This window comes from Sphingosinicella xenopeptidilytica, from assembly GCF_042676985.1.
GTDB classification, from domain to species: domain Bacteria; phylum Pseudomonadota; class Alphaproteobacteria; order Sphingomonadales; family Sphingomonadaceae; genus Sphingosinicella; species Sphingosinicella xenopeptidilytica.
This window is the reverse complement of sequence record NZ_JBHTIK010000012.1, coordinates 48,529-69,392: the sequence shown is the minus strand read 5'-3', so window position 1 is coordinate 69,392 and position 20,864 is coordinate 48,529. Positions and strand designations below refer to the sequence as shown.

21 protein-coding genes are annotated in these 20,864 nt (G+C 66.3%); 9 read left to right on the top strand and 12 right to left on the bottom strand.

Going from position 1 to position 20,864, the window contains the following annotated elements; genetic code table 11:
* Positions 1–3: 3 nt before the first annotated feature.
* From glyS to ACFQ00_RS15860, 3 genes are all read right to left on the bottom strand, one after another.
* A complete protein-coding gene (gene glyS, locus ACFQ00_RS15870) occupies positions 4–2,265 on the bottom strand; it encodes a glycine--tRNA ligase subunit beta (RefSeq protein WP_381493421.1) in 2,262 nt (753 codons plus the stop codon).
* Positions 2,265–3,131: a glycine--tRNA ligase subunit alpha gene (locus ACFQ00_RS15865; protein ID WP_381492952.1), complete on the bottom strand. Its 867-nt coding sequence runs from the start codon at positions 3,129–3,131 to the stop codon at positions 2,265–2,267. The genes glyS and ACFQ00_RS15865 overlap by 1 nt, the downstream gene beginning before the upstream one ends.
* Before the next feature lie 79 nt (positions 3,132–3,210).
* Positions 3,211–6,324, bottom strand: a complete 3,114-nt coding sequence (locus ACFQ00_RS15860; protein ID WP_381492949.1) for an autotransporter outer membrane beta-barrel domain-containing protein — start codon at positions 6,322–6,324, stop codon at positions 3,211–3,213.
* A 237-nt stretch (positions 6,325–6,561) separates the two neighbouring features.
* Here ACFQ00_RS15860 and ACFQ00_RS15855 point away from each other — a divergent pair, with 237 nt between their 5' ends.
* From ACFQ00_RS15855 to ACFQ00_RS15825, 7 genes are all read left to right on the top strand, one after another.
* Positions 6,562–8,082, top strand: a complete 1,521-nt coding sequence (locus ACFQ00_RS15855) for an AMP-binding protein (RefSeq protein WP_381492945.1) — start codon at positions 6,562–6,564, stop codon at positions 8,080–8,082.
* A 58-nt stretch (positions 8,083–8,140) separates the two neighbouring features.
* The gene (locus tag ACFQ00_RS15850; RefSeq protein WP_381492941.1) at positions 8,141–9,073 is read left to right on the top strand and encodes a TraB/GumN family protein; all 933 of its coding nucleotides are present in this window, start codon (positions 8,141–8,143) and stop codon (positions 9,071–9,073) included.
* Positions 9,074–9,239: 166 nt separating this feature from the next.
* A complete protein-coding gene (locus ACFQ00_RS15845; RefSeq protein ID WP_374595747.1) occupies positions 9,240–9,857 on the top strand; it encodes a 50S ribosomal protein L25/general stress protein Ctc in 618 nt (205 codons plus the stop codon).
* A 42-nt stretch (positions 9,858–9,899) separates the two neighbouring features.
* A complete protein-coding gene (gene pth, locus ACFQ00_RS15840) occupies positions 9,900–10,481 on the top strand; it encodes an aminoacyl-tRNA hydrolase (protein ID WP_381492938.1) in 582 nt (193 codons plus the stop codon).
* Positions 10,482–10,485: 4 nt separating this feature from the next.
* A complete protein-coding gene (gene ychF, locus ACFQ00_RS15835; protein ID WP_381492935.1) occupies positions 10,486–11,586 on the top strand; it encodes a redox-regulated ATPase YchF in 1,101 nt (366 codons plus the stop codon).
* Positions 11,587–11,623: 37 nt separating this feature from the next.
* The gene (locus tag ACFQ00_RS15830; protein WP_381492932.1) at positions 11,624–12,868 is read left to right on the top strand and encodes an alkaline phosphatase family protein; all 1,245 of its coding nucleotides are present in this window, start codon (positions 11,624–11,626) and stop codon (positions 12,866–12,868) included.
* 53 nt (positions 12,869–12,921) lie between these two features.
* Positions 12,922–13,368: a MaoC family dehydratase gene (locus ACFQ00_RS15825; protein WP_381493418.1), complete on the top strand. Its 447-nt coding sequence runs from the start codon at positions 12,922–12,924 to the stop codon at positions 13,366–13,368.
* Positions 13,369–13,515: 147 nt separating this feature from the next.
* Here the strand turns inward: ACFQ00_RS15825 and ACFQ00_RS15820 are convergent, their stop codons facing one another.
* The 5 genes from ACFQ00_RS15820 to petA are packed head-to-tail and all read right to left on the bottom strand — an operon-like array spanning position 13,516 to position 17,652.
* On the bottom strand, positions 13,516–14,067 hold the full coding sequence (locus ACFQ00_RS15820) for an adenine phosphoribosyltransferase (protein ID WP_381492930.1): 552 nt from the start codon (positions 14,065–14,067) through the stop codon (positions 13,516–13,518).
* On the bottom strand, positions 14,064–14,933 hold the full coding sequence (locus ACFQ00_RS15815) for an S-methyl-5'-thioadenosine phosphorylase (RefSeq protein ID WP_381492928.1): 870 nt from the start codon (positions 14,931–14,933) through the stop codon (positions 14,064–14,066). Before ACFQ00_RS15815 ends, ACFQ00_RS15820 begins: the two co-directional genes overlap by 4 nt.
* A 15-nt stretch (positions 14,934–14,948) precedes the next feature.
* The gene (locus ACFQ00_RS15810) at positions 14,949–15,782 is read right to left on the bottom strand and encodes a cytochrome c1 (RefSeq protein WP_381492925.1); all 834 of its coding nucleotides are present in this window, start codon (positions 15,780–15,782) and stop codon (positions 14,949–14,951) included.
* Positions 15,783–15,795: 13 nt separating this feature from the next.
* Positions 15,796–17,082 (bottom strand): cytochrome b, encoded by a 1,287-nt coding sequence (locus ACFQ00_RS15805; RefSeq protein WP_381492922.1) that lies wholly within the window; start codon positions 17,080–17,082, stop codon positions 15,796–15,798.
* A gap of 6 nt (positions 17,083–17,088) precedes the next feature.
* Positions 17,089–17,652, bottom strand: a complete 564-nt coding sequence (gene petA, locus ACFQ00_RS15800; protein ID WP_381492919.1) for a ubiquinol-cytochrome c reductase iron-sulfur subunit — start codon at positions 17,650–17,652, stop codon at positions 17,089–17,091.
* A gap of 158 nt (positions 17,653–17,810) precedes the next feature.
* Between petA and ACFQ00_RS15795 the strand changes: the two genes are divergently transcribed.
* Both ACFQ00_RS15795 and hemF read left to right on the top strand, forming a co-directional pair.
* Positions 17,811–18,260 (top strand): tRNA (cytidine(34)-2'-O)-methyltransferase, encoded by a 450-nt coding sequence (locus ACFQ00_RS15795; protein WP_381492916.1) that lies wholly within the window; start codon positions 17,811–17,813, stop codon positions 18,258–18,260.
* Entirely contained in the window at positions 18,257–19,111 is an 855-nt protein-coding gene (hemF, locus tag ACFQ00_RS15790) for an oxygen-dependent coproporphyrinogen oxidase (protein WP_381492913.1), read from the top strand. The genes ACFQ00_RS15795 and hemF overlap by 4 nt, the downstream gene beginning before the upstream one ends.
* A gap of 10 nt (positions 19,112–19,121) precedes the next feature.
* On the opposite strand, the gene ACFQ00_RS15785 is transcribed toward hemF, so the two are convergent.
* From ACFQ00_RS15785 to ACFQ00_RS15770, 4 genes are read right to left on the bottom strand one after another with little or no spacing between them, the layout of a single operon-like run.
* Positions 19,122–19,841: a hypothetical protein gene (locus ACFQ00_RS15785; RefSeq protein WP_381492910.1), complete on the bottom strand. Its 720-nt coding sequence runs from the start codon at positions 19,839–19,841 to the stop codon at positions 19,122–19,124.
* 30 nt (positions 19,842–19,871) lie between these two features.
* Positions 19,872–20,201 carry a Grx4 family monothiol glutaredoxin gene (gene grxD / locus ACFQ00_RS15780; protein WP_374595758.1) on the bottom strand — a complete coding sequence of 110 codons (330 nt, stop codon included), beginning with the start codon at positions 20,199–20,201 and terminating at the stop codon, positions 19,872–19,874.
* A 19-nt stretch (positions 20,202–20,220) separates the two neighbouring features.
* The gene (locus ACFQ00_RS15775; RefSeq protein ID WP_374595759.1) at positions 20,221–20,454 is read right to left on the bottom strand and encodes a BolA family protein; all 234 of its coding nucleotides are present in this window, start codon (positions 20,452–20,454) and stop codon (positions 20,221–20,223) included.
* Between the two features lie 10 nt (positions 20,455–20,464).
* Complete coding sequence (locus tag ACFQ00_RS15770) at positions 20,465–20,788, bottom strand: DUF1476 domain-containing protein (RefSeq protein WP_381492905.1); 324 nt, start codon at positions 20,786–20,788, stop codon at positions 20,465–20,467.
* Positions 20,789–20,864 lie beyond the last annotated feature (76 nt).

Sequence of the window (20,864 nt, the reverse complement as noted above, 5' to 3'; positions counted from 1 at the left end):
CCGCTACCCCTCAATCCTTGAGAAATCTGCAACGCGGTGCACCGCATCGCGCACGCGCACCAGCAGCGCCAGCCGGAACGCCCGCTTTTCAGGATCGCTGTCGTTGACGGTCACGTCCTCGAAAAACCCGTCAATCGGCGCGCGGAGTGATGCAAGCGCCGCCATCGCCCCCTCGAAATCCTCCGCCGCGACGGCCGCCTCAGCCTTCGGCGCGGCCACGCCCAGCGCCGCGATCAGCGCGGCCTCGGCAGGCTCGGGCGTGTAAGCGGGCGTATCGGGCGCGGAAGGAAGCTCAGCCTTCTTCGCCTCGGCCTTCAGGATATTCGCCGCGCGCTTGTACCCCGCGAGCAGGTTGGTGCCGTCGTCCGTGCCGATGAAGGCCTGCAGCGCCTTCACGCGCGCGAGCAGGCGGACGAGATCGTCCTCCCCACCAAGTGCGAACACGGCATCAATCAGGTCGTGGCGGACACCGGCCTCGCGCTGCTGGACCTTGAGGCGGTCTGCGAAGAAGTCCATGACATCCCACACCCGCATGGCAACAACCACAAACCCCAAACCATCGAGTGATGATTTGTTGCTACCGTAGAACGCATCACGCACCGCTTGCGCGAAGTGTCGAAAATCCCCTTCCTGTACTTCACGGAAGCGTAGGCTCTGAGCAAAAATCAATGCTTCAAGCAGTGGAAGACGTAGATGATTGTCTACGATGAGATTTATCAAGCCAAGCGCCGCTCGCCGAAGAGCGTACGGATCACGAGATCCGGTCGGTGCTTCGTCTTCTGCAAAAAAGCCGCTTAGCGTGTCCAGCTTATCCGCCAGACTCACAGCAACCGTCACCGGCGCAGTCGGCACCTCATCGCCCTGTCCGACCGGCTTGTAGTGATCGCGGATCGCGTCGGCGACGGCATCGGGCAGCCCCTCGGCGCAGGCGTAGTAACCGCCCATCAGACCCTGGAGTTCGGGGAACTCACCGACCATGCCGGTCGTAAGGTCGGCCTTGCAGAGCCGCGCCGCCTGCTCGGCAAGATCGGCGAGAGCCTTCCTTTCCTCGTCATCCCGGCGAAGGCCGGGATCCATGCCCACGGCCCCATGGGCCCCGGCCTTCGCCGGGGTGACGGTGGTGGGCCCGGAGGGACTCGAACCCCCAACAACGCCTTCTTCGACCAGCCAGCGCGCGAGCTTCGCCACGCGCTCCACCTTGTCCGCAACCGTTCCAAGTTTTTCGTGGAACACGATCTCGGAGAGCTTCTCCGCGTGGCTTGCGAGCGTCTTCTTCCTGTCCTGCTCCCAGAAGAAGCGCGCATCCGAAAGCCGCGCGGCGAGCACCTTCTGGTTGCCCGCGACGATGGACGCGCCGCCGTCGCTCGCGACGATGTTCGAGGTGCAGACGAACGCCGGAGCGAGCTTGCCCGCCTTGTCGCGGCAGACGAAATACTTCTGGTTCTTCGCGGCGGTGAGCTGGATCACCTCCGGCGGCACGTCGAGGAACGCCGGATCGAAGCGGCCGAGCAGCGGCACCGGCCATTCGGTGAGGCCAGCATTCTCCTCGGCGAGCGCCGCGTCCGTCACGAGGGCCAGCCCCGCATCCGTCGCAAGGCGCTCGGCGGTGTCCGCGATGATGCCCGCGCGCTCTTCCGACGACACGATCACGTGCGCGGCGCGCAGTTTCGGCGCGTAGTCGTCCGCGTCCGCGATCTCGATCGCGCCGGAGGACATGAAGCGGTGGCCGAGCGTCGTGCGCCCGGAGGCGACGCCCGCGATCTCGAACGGCACCACCTCGCCGCCCAGAAGCGCGACGATGCCCTTCAGCGGCCGAACCCAGCGCAGCGATTCGGTGGAGAGGCTCGCCTCGCCCCAGCGCATCGACTTCGGCCACGGGAAGGCGCGCACCACGGCGGGGACGGCCTCGGCGAGCACGTCCGCCGTCTTGCGACCGGGCTTGCTCAGAACCGCGAAAAACACGCCATCACGCTCTTCGAGCTGGTCCTGCGTCAGGCCGGTCTTGCGAAGAAACCCTTCGAGCGCCTGCGGCGGCGCAGAGGTGCGCGGGCCTTTCAGCTCTTCAGAGACCGCTTCCGTTTCGGCCGGCAGCCCGCGCGCGATGAGCGCCACGCGGCGCGGCGTCACGAAGGTCTCGACAGCGCCCGCCTTCAGCCCCGCGCCCGCGATCTCGGTGGCGAGCAGGCGCGCGAGGTCGGCGGCGGCCTGCCGCTGCATCCGCGCCGGGATTTCCTCGCTGAACAGTTCGAGCAGGAAGTCGGCCATCATGCCGTCTCCAGCCAGTTGTTGACCTTCATCCAGCTTTCGCACGCTCCCTTCGCGAGGTCGCGCACGCGGCCGATGTAGGCCTGACGCTCGGCGACCGAGATGACGCCCCGCGCGTTGAGAAGATTGAAGATATGGCTCGCCTTGATCGCCTGCTCGTAGGCGGGGAGCGGCAGATCCTTCTCAATCAGCGTTTTGCACATGGCCTGCGCGTCGCGGAACTGGCGGAAAAGCGCCTCGGTATCCGCATGTTCGAAGTTGTAGGCGCTCTGCTGCTGTTCGTTCGCGAGGAACACATCGCCATAGGTGACGCCGCGCCCGTTGAAATCGAGGTCGTACACGTTGTCGACGCCCTGAATATACATGGCGAGCCGTTCCAGCCCGTAGGTGATCTCGCCCGCCACCGGCTTGCAGTCGTAGCCGCCGACCTGCTGGAAGTAGGTGAACTGCGTCACCTCCATGCCGTCGCACCAGACCTCCCAGCCGAGGCCCCACGCACCGAGCGTCGGGCTCTCCCAGTCGTCCTCCACGAAGCGAATGTCATGCTTGGCGAGGTCGACGCCGATCTCGCGGAGGCTATCGAGGTACGCCTCCTGAATGTCGGGCGGGCTCGGCTTCAGGATGACCTGAAACTGGTAATAGTGCTGCAGCCTGTTGGGATTCTCGCCATAGCGGCCGTCGGTCGGGCGACGCGAGGGCTGCACATAAGCGGCGTTCCACGGCTTCGGGCCGAGCGCGCGCAGCGTCGTCGCCGGATGGAAGGTGCCCGCGCCCATTTCCATGTCGTAGGGCTGCAGGATCACGCAGCCCCGGTCACCCCAGAAACGCTGAAGCGTAAGGATGATCTCCTGAAAACTGAGTGCCACGCGCGTCCGCCCTTCGCAGGTGCAAAAAAGTCGGGTCGCGTCTAACGGCCGCAGGCCCTTCCGGCAAGCATCACGGTCTTCAGAAGTGCATCGCCAATGACATGGTCAGCGCATCGTTGGCGTAGCCCGAGCCGCCTTCGCGGTCGTAGTTCACGCCAAGCGCCGTGCGCCCGCCGATGTAGTTCGCGCTCGCGCCCGCGCGCCAGCCGCTGTCGAGCGAGGACTTCGATTCGAGGTAGAAGGCCGCGCCCGTCGCCACGAACTGGCCCTTCGTACCGATCACCTGATCGCCGGCGAGGCGGTAGATGTAGGCGCCGCGCATCTCCAGCCACAGCTCGCCGTCGCCGAGCGGGATGCCGTAGCCGAGCGCCAGCTTCGATGTGCCGCGCACGAGGTCGAAAGACACGCTTTCGATATCGAGGTTGAGCGCATCGGCGCCGTCTTCGGTGTAGCCGTCCTGCTTCACCTTCAGGAAATTGATGTTGTTGCTGGGCGTGACCCGCAGCCGCTTGCCGAGCGGCATTTCGTAGCCGACGGTGAGGTTGCCCGAAAGCTGAGAGCCCGAGAACTTCGCCTCCGCCTCGCGGTCCAACCCGCCGAAGGTGATGACGCGGCGGCTGCGATAGTCGTTCATCGCATAGCCCGCGGTCGCATCCACGAACACGCGGCCGAACCGGATCGTCGTGTAGATGTCGCCCTGCAGGTTCTTCACGACGAGCGGGCTGTCCGAAAGCCCGTCCGGATCGATCTCGCTCGAAATGTAGCTGAGACCGACGCCGACCGCCGCCTTTTCGCCCATGAGAAGGTCGCCGCCGACGGTGAGGCCGTAGGAGTTGCCGTCGAAGGCCGGATCGTTGTCCCGCTCCTTCTTGCTGAAGAAGTTGCCGGTCTGCTGGATCCACACGCCGAAGCGTGCTCGCTCCACCGCGTCGATGCCGCCGCCGTGGAACGACTGGCGGATCGTCTGCATCCGGTGGCCGAGCACGCCGAAGCCGGCGTCCTGATTGGCGATCAGCACGCGCGCCGCGGCGCTGCCGAACGTCGTCGGCGTCATCTGGCGTACAGCAGCCTGCACGGAGGCTTCGTCGCGAAGCGCATTCACCGCGCTCGTCAGCGCCTGCTCCTCGGCAAGCGCGCCGATCGAAGCTTCGTAGATCTTGCTGTATTCGCTGCTGAGGCCCAACTCGCTGCCGCCCTTGCGCCGCAGATCGATGCTGATCGAGTCCGCGTCCACGGTCACGTCGTCGACGGCGTAGATATAGGGCACGCTGTCGGCGGTGAGAATCGTGCCCGGGTGGTCGGTGGTGAGGCCGCCGCCGGCACTGACAACATTGATCGTCCGCTCGCCCGCCAGAAGATCGGTGATGTTGAGCTGGATCGTGCTCGTGCCCGTGAAGCTCGCCGCGCCCGCAACGTCGATGCCGGTGAAATCCGTGCCGACGTCGAGGATGATCTTCGAAGCGCCGGATGCGTTCAGGCTCTGGAGCGCAAGGTTGTCCTGCCCCGTAAGGTCGAGCGTGCCGCCGGTCATGCCGAGCGCAAGCGTGCCGCCGGTCGCGGAGAGGCCGCCGGAAACCGTGCCGCCGCTGATGTTGAGCGCGTTGGTGCCGCCGCCGAAGCTGATGGCGCCGGTGATCGTCCCGCCCGTGACGTTCATCGTGTCGCTGCCGGCCCCGAGGCGAACCGCGCCGTCGATCGTACCCGAGTTGTTCAGCGTGACGGCCGTGGCGCTCGCCGAAGTATCGATCGCGTAAGCGGCGACGTTTTCGCCGCTGAAGCCCGTCGCGTCGATCGTGCCGCTGTTGGTGATCGTGGAGACGTTCCCGGCCGAATAGATGCCGTAGGCGGTCCGGTTGTTGCCGTTCGCCGTCACCTGGATCGTGCCGCTGTTCGTCACGCTATTCACCGCCGCGCCCGAATCGACGCGGATGCCGTATGCGTTGCCGCCCACGCCGAAGGTGCCGTCGCTGTTCGCGGTGCGGTTGCCGCGCACGGTGATGCGGCCGCCGTTCACGATATCGGGGGCGATGCCGCCGTCACCGACGCGGATGCCGCTTGCTGACGCATCGATCGCGGAGGCGCTGATGCTGGCGCTCGACTGGTTGTTGATGCCGCCGCCGACGCTCGCCGTGAAGCCGTTGCCGCCCGTGACGCGAATCGCGTCGGTCTCGCGGCCCGCAGTGCTACCGCTCACCGTGACCACCGACCGGTTGACGATGCCGTAGGCGTCCGCACCCGTGCCGACATTGCCGACGACGGTGTTCGCCGTGCCGGTGGTGCCGGGCGACACGAGGATCGCCGGCGCGCCGCCGATCGCCGCGATCGTGCCCGCGACGAGCGTGTGCTTGGTGGTATCGACATCGGCCGGTGCGACGCGGTTGCCGTCGGCGTCCACATAGTAGCGATCGTTGACGAAGCCGCCGCCGACCGTGCCCGAGATGAGCACGCTCGCCTTGCCCGCCACGGCGGGAACGACGGTTCCGTCCGAACTCGTCGTCTGCGACTGTCCGGTGGCGATGGTGCCCGCGTTCGCGATGCCGCCGCCGACCGTGCCGGTGACCGCGAGCGCAGCGCCGTCCGCGCCGATCGAAGAAACGCCGCCCGTCACCTTCACGTTGCCGGTGACCTCGCCGGACACGGAAACCGCTGTGGAGCGCGCGCCCGTCACCGAAACGCCGTTCACGCCGAGGTTGCCGTTGAGCCGCGAGGTCACGGAAACACCGTAGGAGTCCGTGCCGCCCACCGTGATCGAACTGGCTGCGCCGCTCACCACGTTGCCGGTGAACGTGCCCGTGCCGCCGATCAGCAGGCCGACGTTGTTGGTGCCGACCGCGTCGCTCGCGCCGGTGCCCGTCACCTGGATCGTGCCGTTGTTGGTGATCGTACCCGAAAGCCCGCCACCGGGCGTCACCACCGCGACGCCGGTGCCGTTCGACTGCGTCGTCGTCTTCACCGTGCGCGAAGCGTTCACTGTCACGCTGTTGCTGGAATCGACCGTGATCGCCGTGCCGCTCGAAACGTCGACGGTGCCGTCGACGATGACGTTGCCCGGGCCGCTGTTCGCATTCGATGTGGTGATCGCCGTGTTGCGCGTGCCCGTAACGGTCAGATCCGCCGCGGCGGCCGGCCCGGCGGCAAGCGCGATCAGGGAAACGCTGGCGATAAACGACGAAGTGACGCGGAACGTGCTCATGGGGCCCTTTCAGATACTGCCAACGGCACCGCGCATGACCAGAAGCCCACCCCACTCGGGCCACCGGAACGCCGCACGATACCGCCTCCCTGGCGCTTCGAAACGCTTAGTGGCGGATAGGGCCAAGCCCTGCCGTCGTCAATGGTCAGGCCCATGCCCGACAACCTGACGAAGCCGCCAGCGTGTCTTTGTGCAACAGCTTTTGATAGCCTTGGGACCGGGAGGACCAAAACCATCATGCATCCACATGTTTTTGCCGAAGAGACCCCTGAAAAAACCGCGATCATCATCGCCGAGACGGGCGAAACGCTCACCTACGGGGGACTTGAAGCTCTATCCAACCGGGTCGCGCAGCTCATCCGCGCGCACGGCCTGAAGCGCGGCGACGTGGTCGCGCTGATGATGGAAAACAGCCTGGAGTTCATCCCGATCTGCTGGGGTGCGCAGCGGTCCGGCATCGTGTTCACGGCGATGTCGACCAAGCTCGGGCTGGATGAGGCGCAGTATATCCTCACCGATTCCGGTGCGCGGATGCTGTTCGCCAGCCCCGGCCTCGCCGACATCGCGGCACGGCTCGAAGTGCCCGGCCCGCGCTTTGCCGTGGGCGGCGCGATTCCAGGCTTCGAGGATTTCGGCGCAGCCGTCGCCGCGATGCCGGACACGCGCATCGCCGACGAATCGCAGGGCCGCGACATGCTCTATTCGTCGGGCACCACCGGCCGCCCCAAAGGCGTGATCGGGCCGCTTCCCGAAGGGCCGCTCGACGAGGTGAGCCCGCTCTTCATGATCTCGAAGATGCTTTACGGCTTCGACGCCGACATGATCTATTTGTCGCCCGCACCGCTCTATCATGCCGCGCCGCTGCGCTATTCGATGTCGGTGCACCGCGCGGGCGGGACGCTCATCGTGATGAAAAAGTTCGACCCCGAGCGCTATCTCGCGCTCGTCGAGCAATACGGCATCACGCATACGCAGGTGGTGCCGACGATGTTCGTGCGGATGTTGAAGCTGCCCGATGACATCCGCACGCAGCACGATCTTTCCAGCCTCAAGGTCGCGATCCACGCCGCCGCGCCCTGCCCCGTGGAGGTCAAGCGCCGCATGATCGACTGGTGGGGCGAGACGATCTACGAATATTACGCCTCCACCGAAGGCACCGGCTTCTGCGCGGTGAGCCCGCAGGAATGGCTGAAGAAGCCCGGCACGGTCGGCCGCTCGCTCGTCGGCGAGATCCGCATCCTCGACGAGGAGGACAATGCGCTGCCGCCCGGCCGCGAAGGCCGCATCTATTTCGCCGGCGGCGGCGCGTTCGCCTATCACAACGATCCCGAGAAGACGAAAAGCGCCCAGCACCCGGAGCACGGCGCCACGTTCGGCGACATCGGCTACCTCGACGAGGACGGCTACCTCTTCCTCACCGACCGCGCCGCCTACATGATCATCACCGGCGGCGTGAACGTCTATCCGCAGGAAACCGAAAACGTGCTCGTCATGCACCCCAAGGTGTCGGACGTCGCGGTGTTCGGCATTCCCCACGAGGAGATGGGCGAAGAGGTGAAGGCCGTCGTGCAGCCGCGCGACTGGGCGGACGCCGGCCCGGCGCTGGAAGCCGAACTCATCGCCTTCGCCCGCGCGAACCTCAGCCATGTCAAATGCCCGCGCTCCATCGATTTCGAGGCGGAACTGCCGCGACACGACACGGGCAAACTCTACAAGCGCCTGCTCAAGGACCGTTACAAGGCCGCCGCCACGCGTTAATCCCTCCGACAGACGGCCTGTCTTAGGGCAGGCACCACGAAAACCGGACGGGATAGACATGATGGGTCGCATATTGGGAGCGCTCGCAGCGGCGGCGATGCTGGTCGCCTGCACGTCGGAAGCGCCGGGCACCGCAAAGGAAAAGGCGTCTGCCCCGAACGCCGAAGCCGCTGCCGCATCGGGCAAGGGCCCGGCGCTGTGGGCGGTGAAGGACGCCGACACGACGATCTACCTGTTCGGCACGATCCACATGCTGCCCGAGGGCACGCAGTGGCTGATGCCTCCGATCGCGAAGGCGTTCGACGCCTCCGACACGCTCGTGCTCGAGGTGCTCGGCACCAACGACGCGAAGGTAACGACACCGATCATCCTCAAGATGGGCTACACGCCCGGCCTGCCGCCGCTCGCCGAGCGCGTGCCGGCGGACGACCGCGCCGAGCTTGCCGCCGCGATCACCCACGCCGGCGTTCCGGGCCCCGCGCTCGATGCGATGGAAACCTGGCTCGCCACGATGTCGCTCTCCACCGCGCGCATCCAGAAACTCGGCTACGGCATCGAGGGCGGCGTAGAATATCAGCTTTCCACGCGCGCCGCCGCGCAGCGCAAGCGGATCGAAGGGCTGGAGACGATGACCGAGCAGCTCGGTTTCTTCGACACGCTGCCCGAGGCCGAGCAGCGCACGCTCCTCGTCAACTCGCTCGACGACATCACGGACATCGACGCCGTCATCAAAAGCGCGGTGAAAAGCTGGCAGGCAGGCGATGTCGATGCCGTCGCCGAGCTGCTTGAGGACGACACGCGCGATTCGCCGGGCCTCGCAAAGCGCCTGCTCACCGATCGCAACCTCAATTGGGCGAACTGGATCGAGAAGCGCCTCGAAACCACGCCCGGCACCGTGTTCGTCGCCGTCGGTAGCGGACACCTCGCGGGCAAGGACAGCGTACAGTCGATGCTGGAGGCCAAGGGGCTGAAGGTGGAGCGTCTCAACTAGACCGCGATCGTTTCAGGCTTCTTCAGCCTGAAACGTGAATCTCTGTCTCAGACTCTAACCCCGAATCCCTTGCATTTCCGCGCTTCGGCGTGTAGGGGCACCGCTTCCCGAGCGGCTGGTCATCCCTGGAGGCGGCCGCGGGGATTGAGAAAATGGAGAGATACAGATGAGTGAAGCGCTGAAGCTCGCGGCTGAAGCGCGCGACCGGGCAGGCAAGGGAGCCTCCCGTGCAATCCGTCGCGAAGGCCGCGTACCCGCCGTGATTTACGGCGACAAGAAGGAACCCGTGCAGGTCCATGTCGAGGCGAAAGCCCTCGTCAAGATGCTGCAGACGGGCCATTTCCTGAACTCGGTGGTCGAGATCGAGATCGGCGGCAAGGCCGAACGCACGCTGCCCCGCGACGTGCAGTTCCACCCCGTCACCGACCGTCCGATCCACGTCGACTTCCTGCGCCTGTCCAAGAATGCGCGCGTCACGGTCGCGGTTCCGGTGCGCTTCACCGATGAAGAAGAGTCGCCCGGCATCAAGCGCGGCGCGGTGCTCAACATCGTCCGCCACGAAGTCGAGCTGATCTGCCCGGCCGATGCGATCCCCGACGATCTCGTCGCCTCGCTGAAGGGCCTCGATGTGGGCGAATCGATCCACATCTCGGCGTTCAAGCTGCCGGCCGGCGCAAAGCCGGTGATCGACGACCGCGACTTCACGGTTGCGACCATCGTTGCCCCGTCGGCGCTGCGCTCGACCGAGGACAGCGAAGCGGCCGCCGCCGAAGGCGCCGCCTGACTCTAGGACGCCCGGCCTTCGCGCCGGGCGTTTCTACGCGCGATGCAGCTGTTCGTCGGCCTCGGCAATCCGGGGAGCGAGTATGCGCTTCACCGGCACAACGTCGGCTTCATGGCTGCCGATACCATCGCCGATGTCCATCGCTTCGGCCCGTGGACGAAGAAGTTCAAGGGACTGATCGCGGACGGCCGCATCGGCACCGAGCGCGTTCTGCTCTTGAAACCGCAGACCTTCATGAACGACAGCGGCCGCAGCGTCGGCGAGGCGATACGCTTCTACAAGCTGTCGACCGGCGACGTGACGGTGTTCTACGACGAACTTGATCTTGCGCCCATGAAGGTAAAGGTGAAGACGGGCGGCGGCGCGGCGGGCCACAACGGTATCCGCTCGATCGCCGCGCACATCGGCGAAGATTTTCGCCGCGTGCGCATCGGCATCGGCCACCCGGGCGAGAAGGCGCGGGTGACGGGCCATGTGCTCGGCAACTACGCGAAGACGGAAATAGAGCCGCTCGCCGACCTCCTCGGCGCCATCGCGCGCGAGGCGAAGTGGCTGGCGGCGGGGGACGACGCGCGCTTCATGAGCGACGTGGCGCTCGCGCTGCAAACGAACGGAAAGGCCTGATCTGATGGGTTTCAAGTGCGGTATCGTGGGCCTGCCCAACGTCGGCAAGTCGACGCTTTTCAATGCGCTCACCGAAACGGCCGCCGCCGCCGCGGCGAACTTCCCGTTCTGCACGATCGAGCCCAACGTCGGGCAGGTGCCTGTCCCCGATCCGCGCCTCTACAAGCTCGCCGAGATCGCCGGCTCGCAGAAGATCATCGAAACGCAGCTCGCCTTCGTCGACATCGCCGGCCTTGTGCGCGGTGCCTCGAAGGGTGAAGGCCTCGGCAACCAGTTCCTCGGCAACATCCGCGAGGTGGACGCCATCGTCCACGTGCTGCGCTGCTTCGAGAACGGCGACATCACGCACGTCGACGGCCGCGTCGATCCGATCGCCGACGCCGAAACCGTCGAGACCGAGCTGATGCTCTCCGACATCGAAAGCCTCGAACGCCGCGTACCCGCGCTCGTGAAGAAGGGCCAGGGCGGCGACAAGGAGGCGAAGGTCGCCGGTGCCGTGCTCGGCCGTGCGCTCGACGTGCTGAAAGAGGGTCAGCCCGCGCGCATGGTGGAGCCAAAGGACGAGGAGGAAGCCCGCGTGCTCGCGCAGGCGCAGCTCCTTACAGCGAAGCCCGTGCTCTACGTCTGCAACGTCGGCGAAGACGAAGCCGCGACCGGCAACGCGCTTTCCGAAAAGGTCGCCGCCAAGGCGAAGGCGGAAGGCGCGGCGAGTGTCGTCATCTCCGCCGCCATCGAGGCCGAGATCAGCCAGATGGACCCGGCCGACCGCCCCGACTTCCTCTCGGACCTCGGGCTCACAGAAACCGGCCTCGCCCGCGTCATCCGCGCCGGCTACGATCTCCTGCACCTCATCACCTTCTTCACCGTCGGCCCCAAGGAAGCCCGCGCGTGGACGGTCGAAAAGGGCGCCACCGCCCCCAACGCAGCGGGCGTGATCCACACCGATTTCGAAAAGGGCTTCATCCGCGCCGAAACCATCGCCTACGATGATTTCACCAGCCTCGGCGGCGAGCACGGCGCGAAGGAAGCGGGCAAGCTTCGTCTCGAAGGCAAGGAGTATCTGGTGAAGGACGGCGACGTCCTCCACTTCCGCTTCAACGTCTAGTCATCCGCCGGTCACGGGAACAAGGGAGATAGGCAGGATGCACAATCGCCTCCGTACCCTGCTTGCCGCATTCTCCGTCCTCGTCCTGTCCGCCTGTGCGGGCACGCAGCGCCCCGTCGCCGCGATCGCGGTGGAAGCGCGGACACCGGTCACGATCCTCATCTCGGTCGACGGGCTGCGGCCCGACTATCTGGACCGCGGCGTCTCGCCCAACATCAACGCGCTCGCCGCCTCAGGCGTGAAGGCATCGATGCGCCCCTCGTTTCCCTCGCTCACCTTCTCGAATCACCATAGCCTCGTCACCGGGCTTCGCCCCGACCGCCACGGCATCGTCGACAACACGATGGTCGACGCGCGCCGTCCCGACGTGCGCTTCACGCTCGGCGATCCGCGCCAGTCGCTCGATCCGTTCTGGTGGGACGAGGCCGAGCCGATCTGGGTGACGGCCGAGAAGGCAGGTATCCGCACCGGTACGATGTTCTGGCCCGGCTCCGAAGTCGCCATCCACGGCACGCGCCCGCAGGACTGGCTGCGCTACGACAAGGCGGTGAGCGGCACGCAGCGCATCAACACCGTGCTCGACTGGATGCGCCGCCCCGCCGCGATCCGCCCGCGCTTCGTCACGCTCTATTTCGACACCGTCGACACCGCGGGCCACGAGCTCGGCCCCGACGCGCCCGAAACCACCGCCGCGTTCGCTGAAGTCGACCGCCACGTCGGTGAACTCGTCGCCGGGTTGAAGGCGCTCGGCCAGCCCGCGAACATCGTCCTCGTCTCCGATCACGGCATGGGCGCCACCGCCGACGAGCGCGTCATCCGCATCGACCGCATGATCGCACCGGATGTCGGCACCATCGTCACCGAAGGGCCGCTCTCCGGCGTCAATGCCCTGCCCGGCAAGGACGGCGCGGTCGCCGCGACGCTGCTCGCGCCGCACGACCACATGCAGTGCTGGCGCAAAGGCACGCTTCCCGCGCGCTTCGCCTACGGCAAGAACCCGCGTGTCCCCGAATTCCTGTGCCTTGCGGCAAGCGGCTGGGCGATCCAGGCACGCGACCGCGAGCATATCCTGAAGGGTATGCACGGTTACGATCCCGCGGAGCCCGATATGGCGGCGGTGTTCATCGCGGCAGGCCCCGCGATCACGTCTGGCGCCGCACTCCCGGTCTTCGACAATGTCGATGTCTATCCGCTGCTCGCCCGCCTCGTCGGCATCGCGCCCATCGCAGGCAGCGATGGGCGCGCCGAAACGTTGTCTCCGATCCTGAAGCCGGCGGACTGACCCCATCCAAAGTGTGACTTTGCCCAAAGGAACGGTGCGCTATGACGGATACCATGAAGTATCTTGAAGACATGAACGTCGGCGATCACGCCGCTTTCGGCAGCTATGCCGTGACGCGCGAGGCCGTGATCGATTTCGCCTCGCAGTATGATCCGCAGCCTTTCCATCTCGACGATGAGGCCGCTGCAAAAACGTACTTCGGCCGCCTTTCCGCAAGCGGTTGGCACACGTGCGCGATGACGATGCGCATGATCGTGGACAATCTCACGGCAAACCGCCACGCCGGGCTCGGCTCTCCCGGCGTCGACCAGCTCCGCTGGCTGAAGCCGGTCTATCCGGGGGACACGCTGCGCGTGGAAACCGTCGTCACCGAGGTCCGCCCTTCGCGTACCCGGCAGGACATGGGCTCGGTGCACAGCGACCTCACCGTGTTCAATCAGAACGATGAGCCGGTGATGACCATGAAATCGGTCGGGCTCGTACGTCGGCGACCCGCCTAAAGGCGTAGGGCCACTCGCCATTCGGAAGATGCGTGCCGAAAATGGTGGATTTCCGTGACCCGGAGCGGAGCGTACTAAAGGCACCTGAGCACCGGAAGCCCGGAGAGCCGCCATTTGCAGGCCGTCAGAGCTGAATGGCGAGCGGCCCTAGTGGCCTTCGAACGCCATCAGCGTCACGGGCTCCACGCCCGCGGCGCGTAGCCGGTCCGCACCGCCAAGGTCGGGCAGGTCGATCACGAATGCCGCCTGCGCGACGACACCGCCCGCGCGGCGGATGAGTTCGGCGCCGGCGATGGCGGTGCCCCCCGTGGCGATCAGGTCGTCGACGAGCAGCACGCGCGCGCCGGGCGCGCAGGCGTCCGCGTGCATCTCCACCCGATCCTCGCCGTACTCGAGCGCGTAGTTGACGCCGATCACCGCACCGGGGAGCTTGTTGCGCTTGCGGATGAGCAGCACGCCCGCGTTCAGCCGGTGTGCGAGCGCGGCGGCGAATACGAAGCCACGCGCCTCGATGCCGGCGATGAGATCGAAGGGCCCCGCCACCGTGTCCGCCATCCGGTCGATCGTGGCTGCAAAGCCTGCGGGATCGAGCAGCAGCGTGGTGATGTCGCGAAACAGGATGCCGGGCTTCGGATGATCGGGAATCGTGCGAACCAGCGCACGCAGGTCAGCATTGGGGTCGGCGTTCCGCTCGCTCATTTGAGCACCCGGCCCGCAACGCCGCGCAGCGTCTCCACCACCGGCGCCGGCCACAGCGCCGGATCGGTGATGATCGCATGGTCGAGCGCATGGTCGCAGCCCTGCGGACATGCCGCCGGTGCGGCGGGCCACGCGGCCGCGACCGCCGCGACGAGCGCGCGTGCATTGGCACTGTTGCCGTGCATCACTTCCAGAATATCGGCGACGTTCGCGCCCTCCTCGGCCGGGCGCCAGCTGTCGTAGTCCGTCACCATCGCGACGCTCGCGTAGCAAAGCTCCGCCTCGCGGGCGAGCGCGGCCTCGGGCATGTTGGTCATGCCGATCACGTCGAAGCCAGCCGCGACGTACGCCCGCGATTCGGCGCGCGTCGAGAACTGCGGGCCTTCCATCGCGAGATACGTGCCGCCCGAAACGAACGGAATGCCGAGCGCCTTCGCCGCGTCCGCGACGCGCGCGCCGAGCGGGCCGCATACAGGATCGGCAAGGCTGACGTGCGCGACGATGCCATTTCCGAAGAACGATTTCGTCCGCCCACGCGTGCGATCGACGAACTGGTCGACGAGCACGAACGTGCCGGGGCTGAGCGCTTCCTTGAACGAGCCGCAGGCCGACAGCGACAGCACGTGCGTACAGCCCGCCGCCTTCAGCGCGGCGATGTTGGCGCGGTAGGGAACTTCAGAGGGCGTCAGCCGGTGACCGCGGCCGTGGCGGGGCAGGAAGACGAGGTCCGCCTGCCCGAGCCGCCCGAACAGCAATTCATCGGAAGGCGCGCCGAAAGGCGTATCGACAGCGCGCCATGCGACATCGCTGAGCGAGCCCAAGGCATAGAGCCCGCTGCCGCCGATGATGCCGAGCTTGCCCCCCATCGCCCGGTACCGGGCCTAGTGCTTGATGCCCGCCCAGACCCTGCGATAGCTGAGGTAGGCCAGCGTCGTCAGGATCAGCAGGAAGGCGATCACGCCCACGCCCGCCCGCTTGCGCGCTTCGAGCTTCGGCTCGGCCGCCCAGGTGAGGAACGCCGCGACGTCCTGCGACATCTGGTCAACGGTCGCTTCCGGCTGGCCTTCCGCGTACGTCACCTGGCCCGCGCTGAGCGGCGGTGCCATCGCGATCGCGAGGCTGTGGAAGTAGGGGTTGTAGTGGAGCGGCGCCTCGGGGCGGCGGTCCGCCGGGAAGTTCGCCGGCACGTCCGCGAAGCCGCTGAGCAGCGAGTAGACGTAGTTCGAACCGTCAGGGCGCGCCTTGGTGATCAGCGAGAGGTCGGGCGGCAGCGCGTTGTTGTTCGCGGCACGCGCGGCGATCTCGTTCGCGTACACGAGCGGAATCTTGTCCGACGGGACCGCCGTGCGGGTTGCGGCCTCGCCCGTGTCCGCATTGATCGTCGGCACTTCGTGCGTCCAGTTCTTGGCGATCGCCTTCACTTCGGCCTCTGAGAAGCCGATCTCGCCGAGGTTGCGGAACGCGATGCGGTTCAGGCTGTGGCAGGCCGAGCAGACTTCCTTGTAGACCTGAAAGCCGCGCTGCAGCTGAACGCGGTCGTAGCCGCCGAACACGCCGAGTCCGATCGGGCCGTCCCACGACCAGTGCACCTTCTTGGGGTGCTCGTGGAACGCGAGCGTCGGATCAACTTCCGTCGCTTCGCGGGGCGAGAGCGCCGCGAACAGCAGGACCACGCAGAAAACGGCGCCGATGGCGATTCCGAAAAGACGAACCATGACGTCGTGTCCCTTATTCGGCCGGCTGCGCCGCGTTGGCGGGCGCGGGTTCAGATTTGCCGAGCACGGCTTCGGCGATCGAGTTGGGCAGCGGGAGCGGCCGCTCGATGCGCGAGACGATCGGCAGGATGATGAGGAAGTGCGCGAAGTAATACATCGACGCGATCTGGCTGATCCGCACCCACGGCTCTTCGGCCGGCTTGCCGCCGCAGATGCCGAGGATGAGCAGGTCGAACATCAGCACCCAGAACAGCTGCTTCGAAACCGGCTTGAAGCGGTTCGACTTGACGTTCGAGCCGTCGAGCCACGGCAGGAAGAACAGCAGCAGGATCGCCGCGAACATCGCGAGCACGCCCCAAAGCTTCGCCGGCAGGATGAAGTCCACCGTGAAGGCGCGCAGGATCGCGTAGAACGGCCAGAAGTACCATTCGGGAACGATGTGCGCCGGGGTCGAGATCGGGTTCGCCGGGATGTAGTTGTCCGGGTGACCGAGATAGTTCGGCAGGAAGAACACGAACACCGAGAAGACGATCAGGTAGACGCCCGCGCCGAACAGGTCCTTCGCGGTGAAATAGGGGTGGAACGGCAGCGTATCCGCCGGGCCCTTCACGTCGATGCCCGCCGGGTTGTTCGAACCTGGGATGTGCAGCGACCAGATCTTCAGGATGACGACGCCCGCGATCACGAACGGCAGCAGGTAGTGCAGGCTGAAGAAGCGGTTGAGCGTGGCGTTATCGACCGCGAAGCCGCCGAGCAGCAGCGTCACGATGCTGTCGCCGACCACCGGAATGGCCGAGAACAGGTTGGTGATGACGGTCGCGCCCCAGAAGCTCATCTGGCCCCACGGCAGCACGTAGCCCATGAAACCCGTGGCCATCATCAGCAGCAGGATGACGACGCCGAGCATCCACACGAGCTCGCGCGGCGCCTTGTAGCTGCCGTAGTAGAGCCCGCGGAAAATGTGGATGTAGACCACGATGAAGAAGAAGCTCGCCCCGTTGGCGTGCGCATAGCGCAGCAGCCAGCCGTAGTTCACGTCGCGCATGATGTGCTCGACCGAATCGAAGGCGACGAGCGTGTTCGCGCCGAAGTGCATCGCAAGCACGATGCCCGTGACGATCTGGATCAGCAGCGCAAGGCCCGAAAGAACGCCGAAGTTCCACCAGTAGTTGATGTTGCGCGGCACCGGATAGCCAGCGCCGACGCTGTTGTAGACGAGGCGCGGCAGCGGCAGGCGCGAATCCAGCCACTGCATGAACGGGTGCTTCGGCTGATAGTGGTTTGCCCAGGGAAAGCTCATCGCCGGTTATCCAATCTGAACGCGCGTGTCGGACGTGAAGGCGTACTCGGGCACTTCGAGGTTCTTCGGTGCCGGGCCTTTGCGGATACGCGCCGCGGTGTCGTAGTGCGAACCGTGGCAGGGGCAGAAGTAGCCGCCGTAGTCGCCGCGATTCTCGCCTTCCGCGGCACCAAGCGGCACGCAGCCGAGGTGGGTGCAGACGCCGAGCGTGATCAGCCAGTTCGCCTTGCCTTCCTTGGTGCGCTCGGCGAGCGTCTGCGGGTCGCGCAGGTCCGAAACCGGCACCTTGTTCGCCTCGGCGATCTCGGTGGGCGTCAGGTTGCGCACGAACACGGGCTTGCCGCGCCAGTTGAGCTTGATCGCCTGCCCGACCGCGACCGGTGCGAGATCGACCTCGATCGAGGCGAGCGCCAGCACGTCGGCGGACGGATTCATCTGGTCCACGAGCGGCCAGGCGGCCGCCGCAGCGCCGACGCCCACAAAGGCGCCGGTTGCGACATGGATGAAGTCGCGGCGGCGCACGCCTTCATCGGTGATCGGATGACCGGTGGTGTCTTCGACTGTCGTCATTCACTAACCCCGCGCGCGGGAGATATTCGGGCAGGCTCCGCCCGAACGCCCCCTTAGGTTCGATGCTTGGGCGCCTGATAGCCGCCGATGCCCCTTGGCCGCAATGGTCAAAATTGGCGCATTGCTGTCGAGGCATGGCTGGGCTAGCGCAAGGCGCCATGCGCATCGCCCTTTTCCAGCCCGATCTGCCGCCCAACGTCGGCACGCTGGTGCGGATGGGCGCGTGTCTCGGCCTTCCTGTCGACATCATCCGCCCGTGCGGCTTTCCGCTGGGACGTGAGGCGCTTCGCCGCAGTGCGATGGACTATTTCGAGCACGCCGACATCCATATCCACGCCGACTGGGCAGCGTTTCAGGAAGATGTGCCCGGCCGCCGCGTGCTGCTGACGACCAAGGCCGCGATGCCCTATACCGACGCGACCTACCTGCCGGGCGACGTGCTGGTGGTAGGTCAGGAAACGGTGGGCGCCCCCGATTTCGTGCACGAAGCCGCCGCGCTTCGTGTCCGCATCCCGATGAAGCCGGGCCTGCGCTCGCTGAACGTCGCGCTTGCCGCCGCGATGGTGGCGGGCGAGGCCCTCAGACAAACAGGATTCTCTCCCCAATGACGACTTTCGACGCCCGCCAGACAGCCGCAGCCGATTGGTTCCGAACCCTTCGCGACCGCATCTGCGCGGCTTTCGAGGCGCTTGAGGACGATCTTGGCGGCGATGCCGCGCCCGGCCGATTCGAACGCAGGAGCTGGGAGCGCGCCGATCATTCGGGCGCCCCCGGAGGCGGCGGCACGATGTCGGTGATGAAGGGCCGCGTGTTCGAGAAGGTCGGGGTCAACATCTCCACCGTCCACGGCGCGTTCGATCCCGAGTTTGCAAAAACGATCCCCGGCGCGGCCGAAGACCCGCGCTTTTTTGCCACAGGCATCAGCCTCGTCGCGCACATGGTGAACCCGCATGTGCCCGCCGTTCACATGAACACGCGCTACCTCGTCACCACGAAAGCGTGGTTCGGCGGCGGCGCGGACCTCAACCCGCCGATTCCCGTGGAGGCGGACACCGCCGACTGGCACGCCGCCTTCAAGGCCAGCTGCGACCGGCACGACCCCGACTACTTCCCGCGCTTCAAGGCATGGTGCGACGAGTATTTCTTCATCAAGCACCGGAACGTGGCGCGCGGGCAGGGCGGCATTTTCTACGACCAGCTCGCAAGCGGCGACTGGGACGCGGACTTCGCCTTCACGCGCGACGTCGGCGAAACGTTCCTCGGCACCTACCCGGAGCTTGTCCGCCGCCACATGCATGAGGACTGGACCGCGGAAGACCGCGCCCGGCAGCTCGCCTACCGGGGGCTCTACACGGAGTTCAACCTCGTCTACGACCGGGGGACGCTGTTCGGCCTCAAGACCGGCGGCAACATCGACGCGATCCTGATGAGCCTGCCGCCGGTGGCGACGTGGGAGTGAAACCGGGACGCTAAGCCGCCAGCTGGCGGTAGATATTGGCGGACAGCACCGAGACGAAGACGCTGAACACGGCGCCGACGATCGAGATCAGAAGCTCGGTGAGGAAGGAGGGGTCTTCCGGCGTGCCGCCCGTGGCGGCGAGCCCGATCGCGCCGACAAGGCCGCTCAGGATCGCGAAGATCAGCACGAACACCGCGAAAATCGCGAAAATGCGGCCAACGTTGCCCGCGGTCATCGCCCAGCTGCGGCGCAGCGCATCGGCCGCGCGCGCATTCTCGCCCGCGATGATCGCCGCCAGCAGCGACAGGCGCAGCGCGAAATAGACCGCGACCCCCGTGAGCAGGAGCAGAAGTGCGCCCGTCGCCGTCGACGCCTGCTGCAAACCCGCCAGATACATGACGCCGACCGGCATGAAGACAACGACAACGGCAAGGCTGGCAAGGACGATGCGGGGCGTCAGGCCCACGGCACGGCGAATCGCCGACCCGGCGTCGATGCTGGGAAACAGCACCAGCAGCACGATCGCGGCCTGCCCGATCACGCCGATAAGCCCGCCCACGGCCTGCGCGAGCTGGGCATTCTGCTCGCCGAGCGCCTTTTCATCGGCGAAGCGCGCGATCAGCAGCGAGGGCATGAACACGAAGGCGGCGGCCGGCAGCGCAAACTCGCCGAAGCGGCGCTGCACGTCAGCGATCGTGTCGGTCCAGGCCTTGCCGATCGCTAGCGCCACGCATCATCCCCCTTATTGAAAAACACCGGTTCAGGCGGCGTGCGGAACGCCCTTTTCGGCGAGCAGATCGTGCAGCTCGCCTGATTCGAACATTTCCATCATGATGTCGCTGCCGCCCACGAACTCGCCCTTCACATAGAGCTGCGGGATCGTCGGCCAGTCGCTGAACGCCTTGATGCCCTGCCGAAGCTCGGCATCCTGTAGCACGTCGGCACTGTCGTATTCGACGCCGAGATGCTCGAGGATGGCGATGGCGCGGCTCGAAAAGCCGCACTGCGGGAACAGCGGCGTGCCCTTCATGAACAGCACGACGTCGCTGCCGTTCACCTTCTCGGCGATTCGGGTGTTGATATCGGTCATGTGTTGCTCCTCGTCCGGCTCAGGCCGGAACCTCGGTGGTCAGCTGCAAGGCGTGCAGTTCGCCGCCCATGCGGCCGCCGAGCGCCGCATAGACCATCTGGTGCTGGCGAACGCGCGGCAGGCCCCGGAAGGCCTCCGAGACCACGCGCGCCGCATAATGATCGCCGTCGCCGGCAAGGTCGGTGATCTCCACCACCGCATCCGGCAGCGCCGTGCGGATCATCCCTTCGATCGCGCCTGCGTCCATCGGCATCGCGCGGCCCTCAAACTTCCTCGATGAACTGGCGGCGCGCCTCGACGAGCTTTTCCTCCATCGCGCGGCGCACCTCGTGCTCGGAAACCTCCACGCCCTTGGCGGTCAGGTCGCCGTAGACCTTGCGGAACACGTCGTCGTCGCCGGCTTCCTCGAAGTCGGCGGCCACAACCTCGCGCGCATAGGCATCGGCCTCGGCCGTCGTCAGCCCCAGCTTTTCCGCCGCCCAGTTGCCGAGCAGGCGGTTGCGCCGCGCCGTGACCTTGAACTGCAGCTCGGCATCGCGCGCGAAGCGATTCTCGAAAGCCTTTTCGCGGTCGTTGAGATTGGTCATGACGGGCGTGTGTCCTTCCTTGGCTGGCAAGCCGGGTTATCGGGGCCTAGATAGAGAGGCACCGCACCCGGTTCAA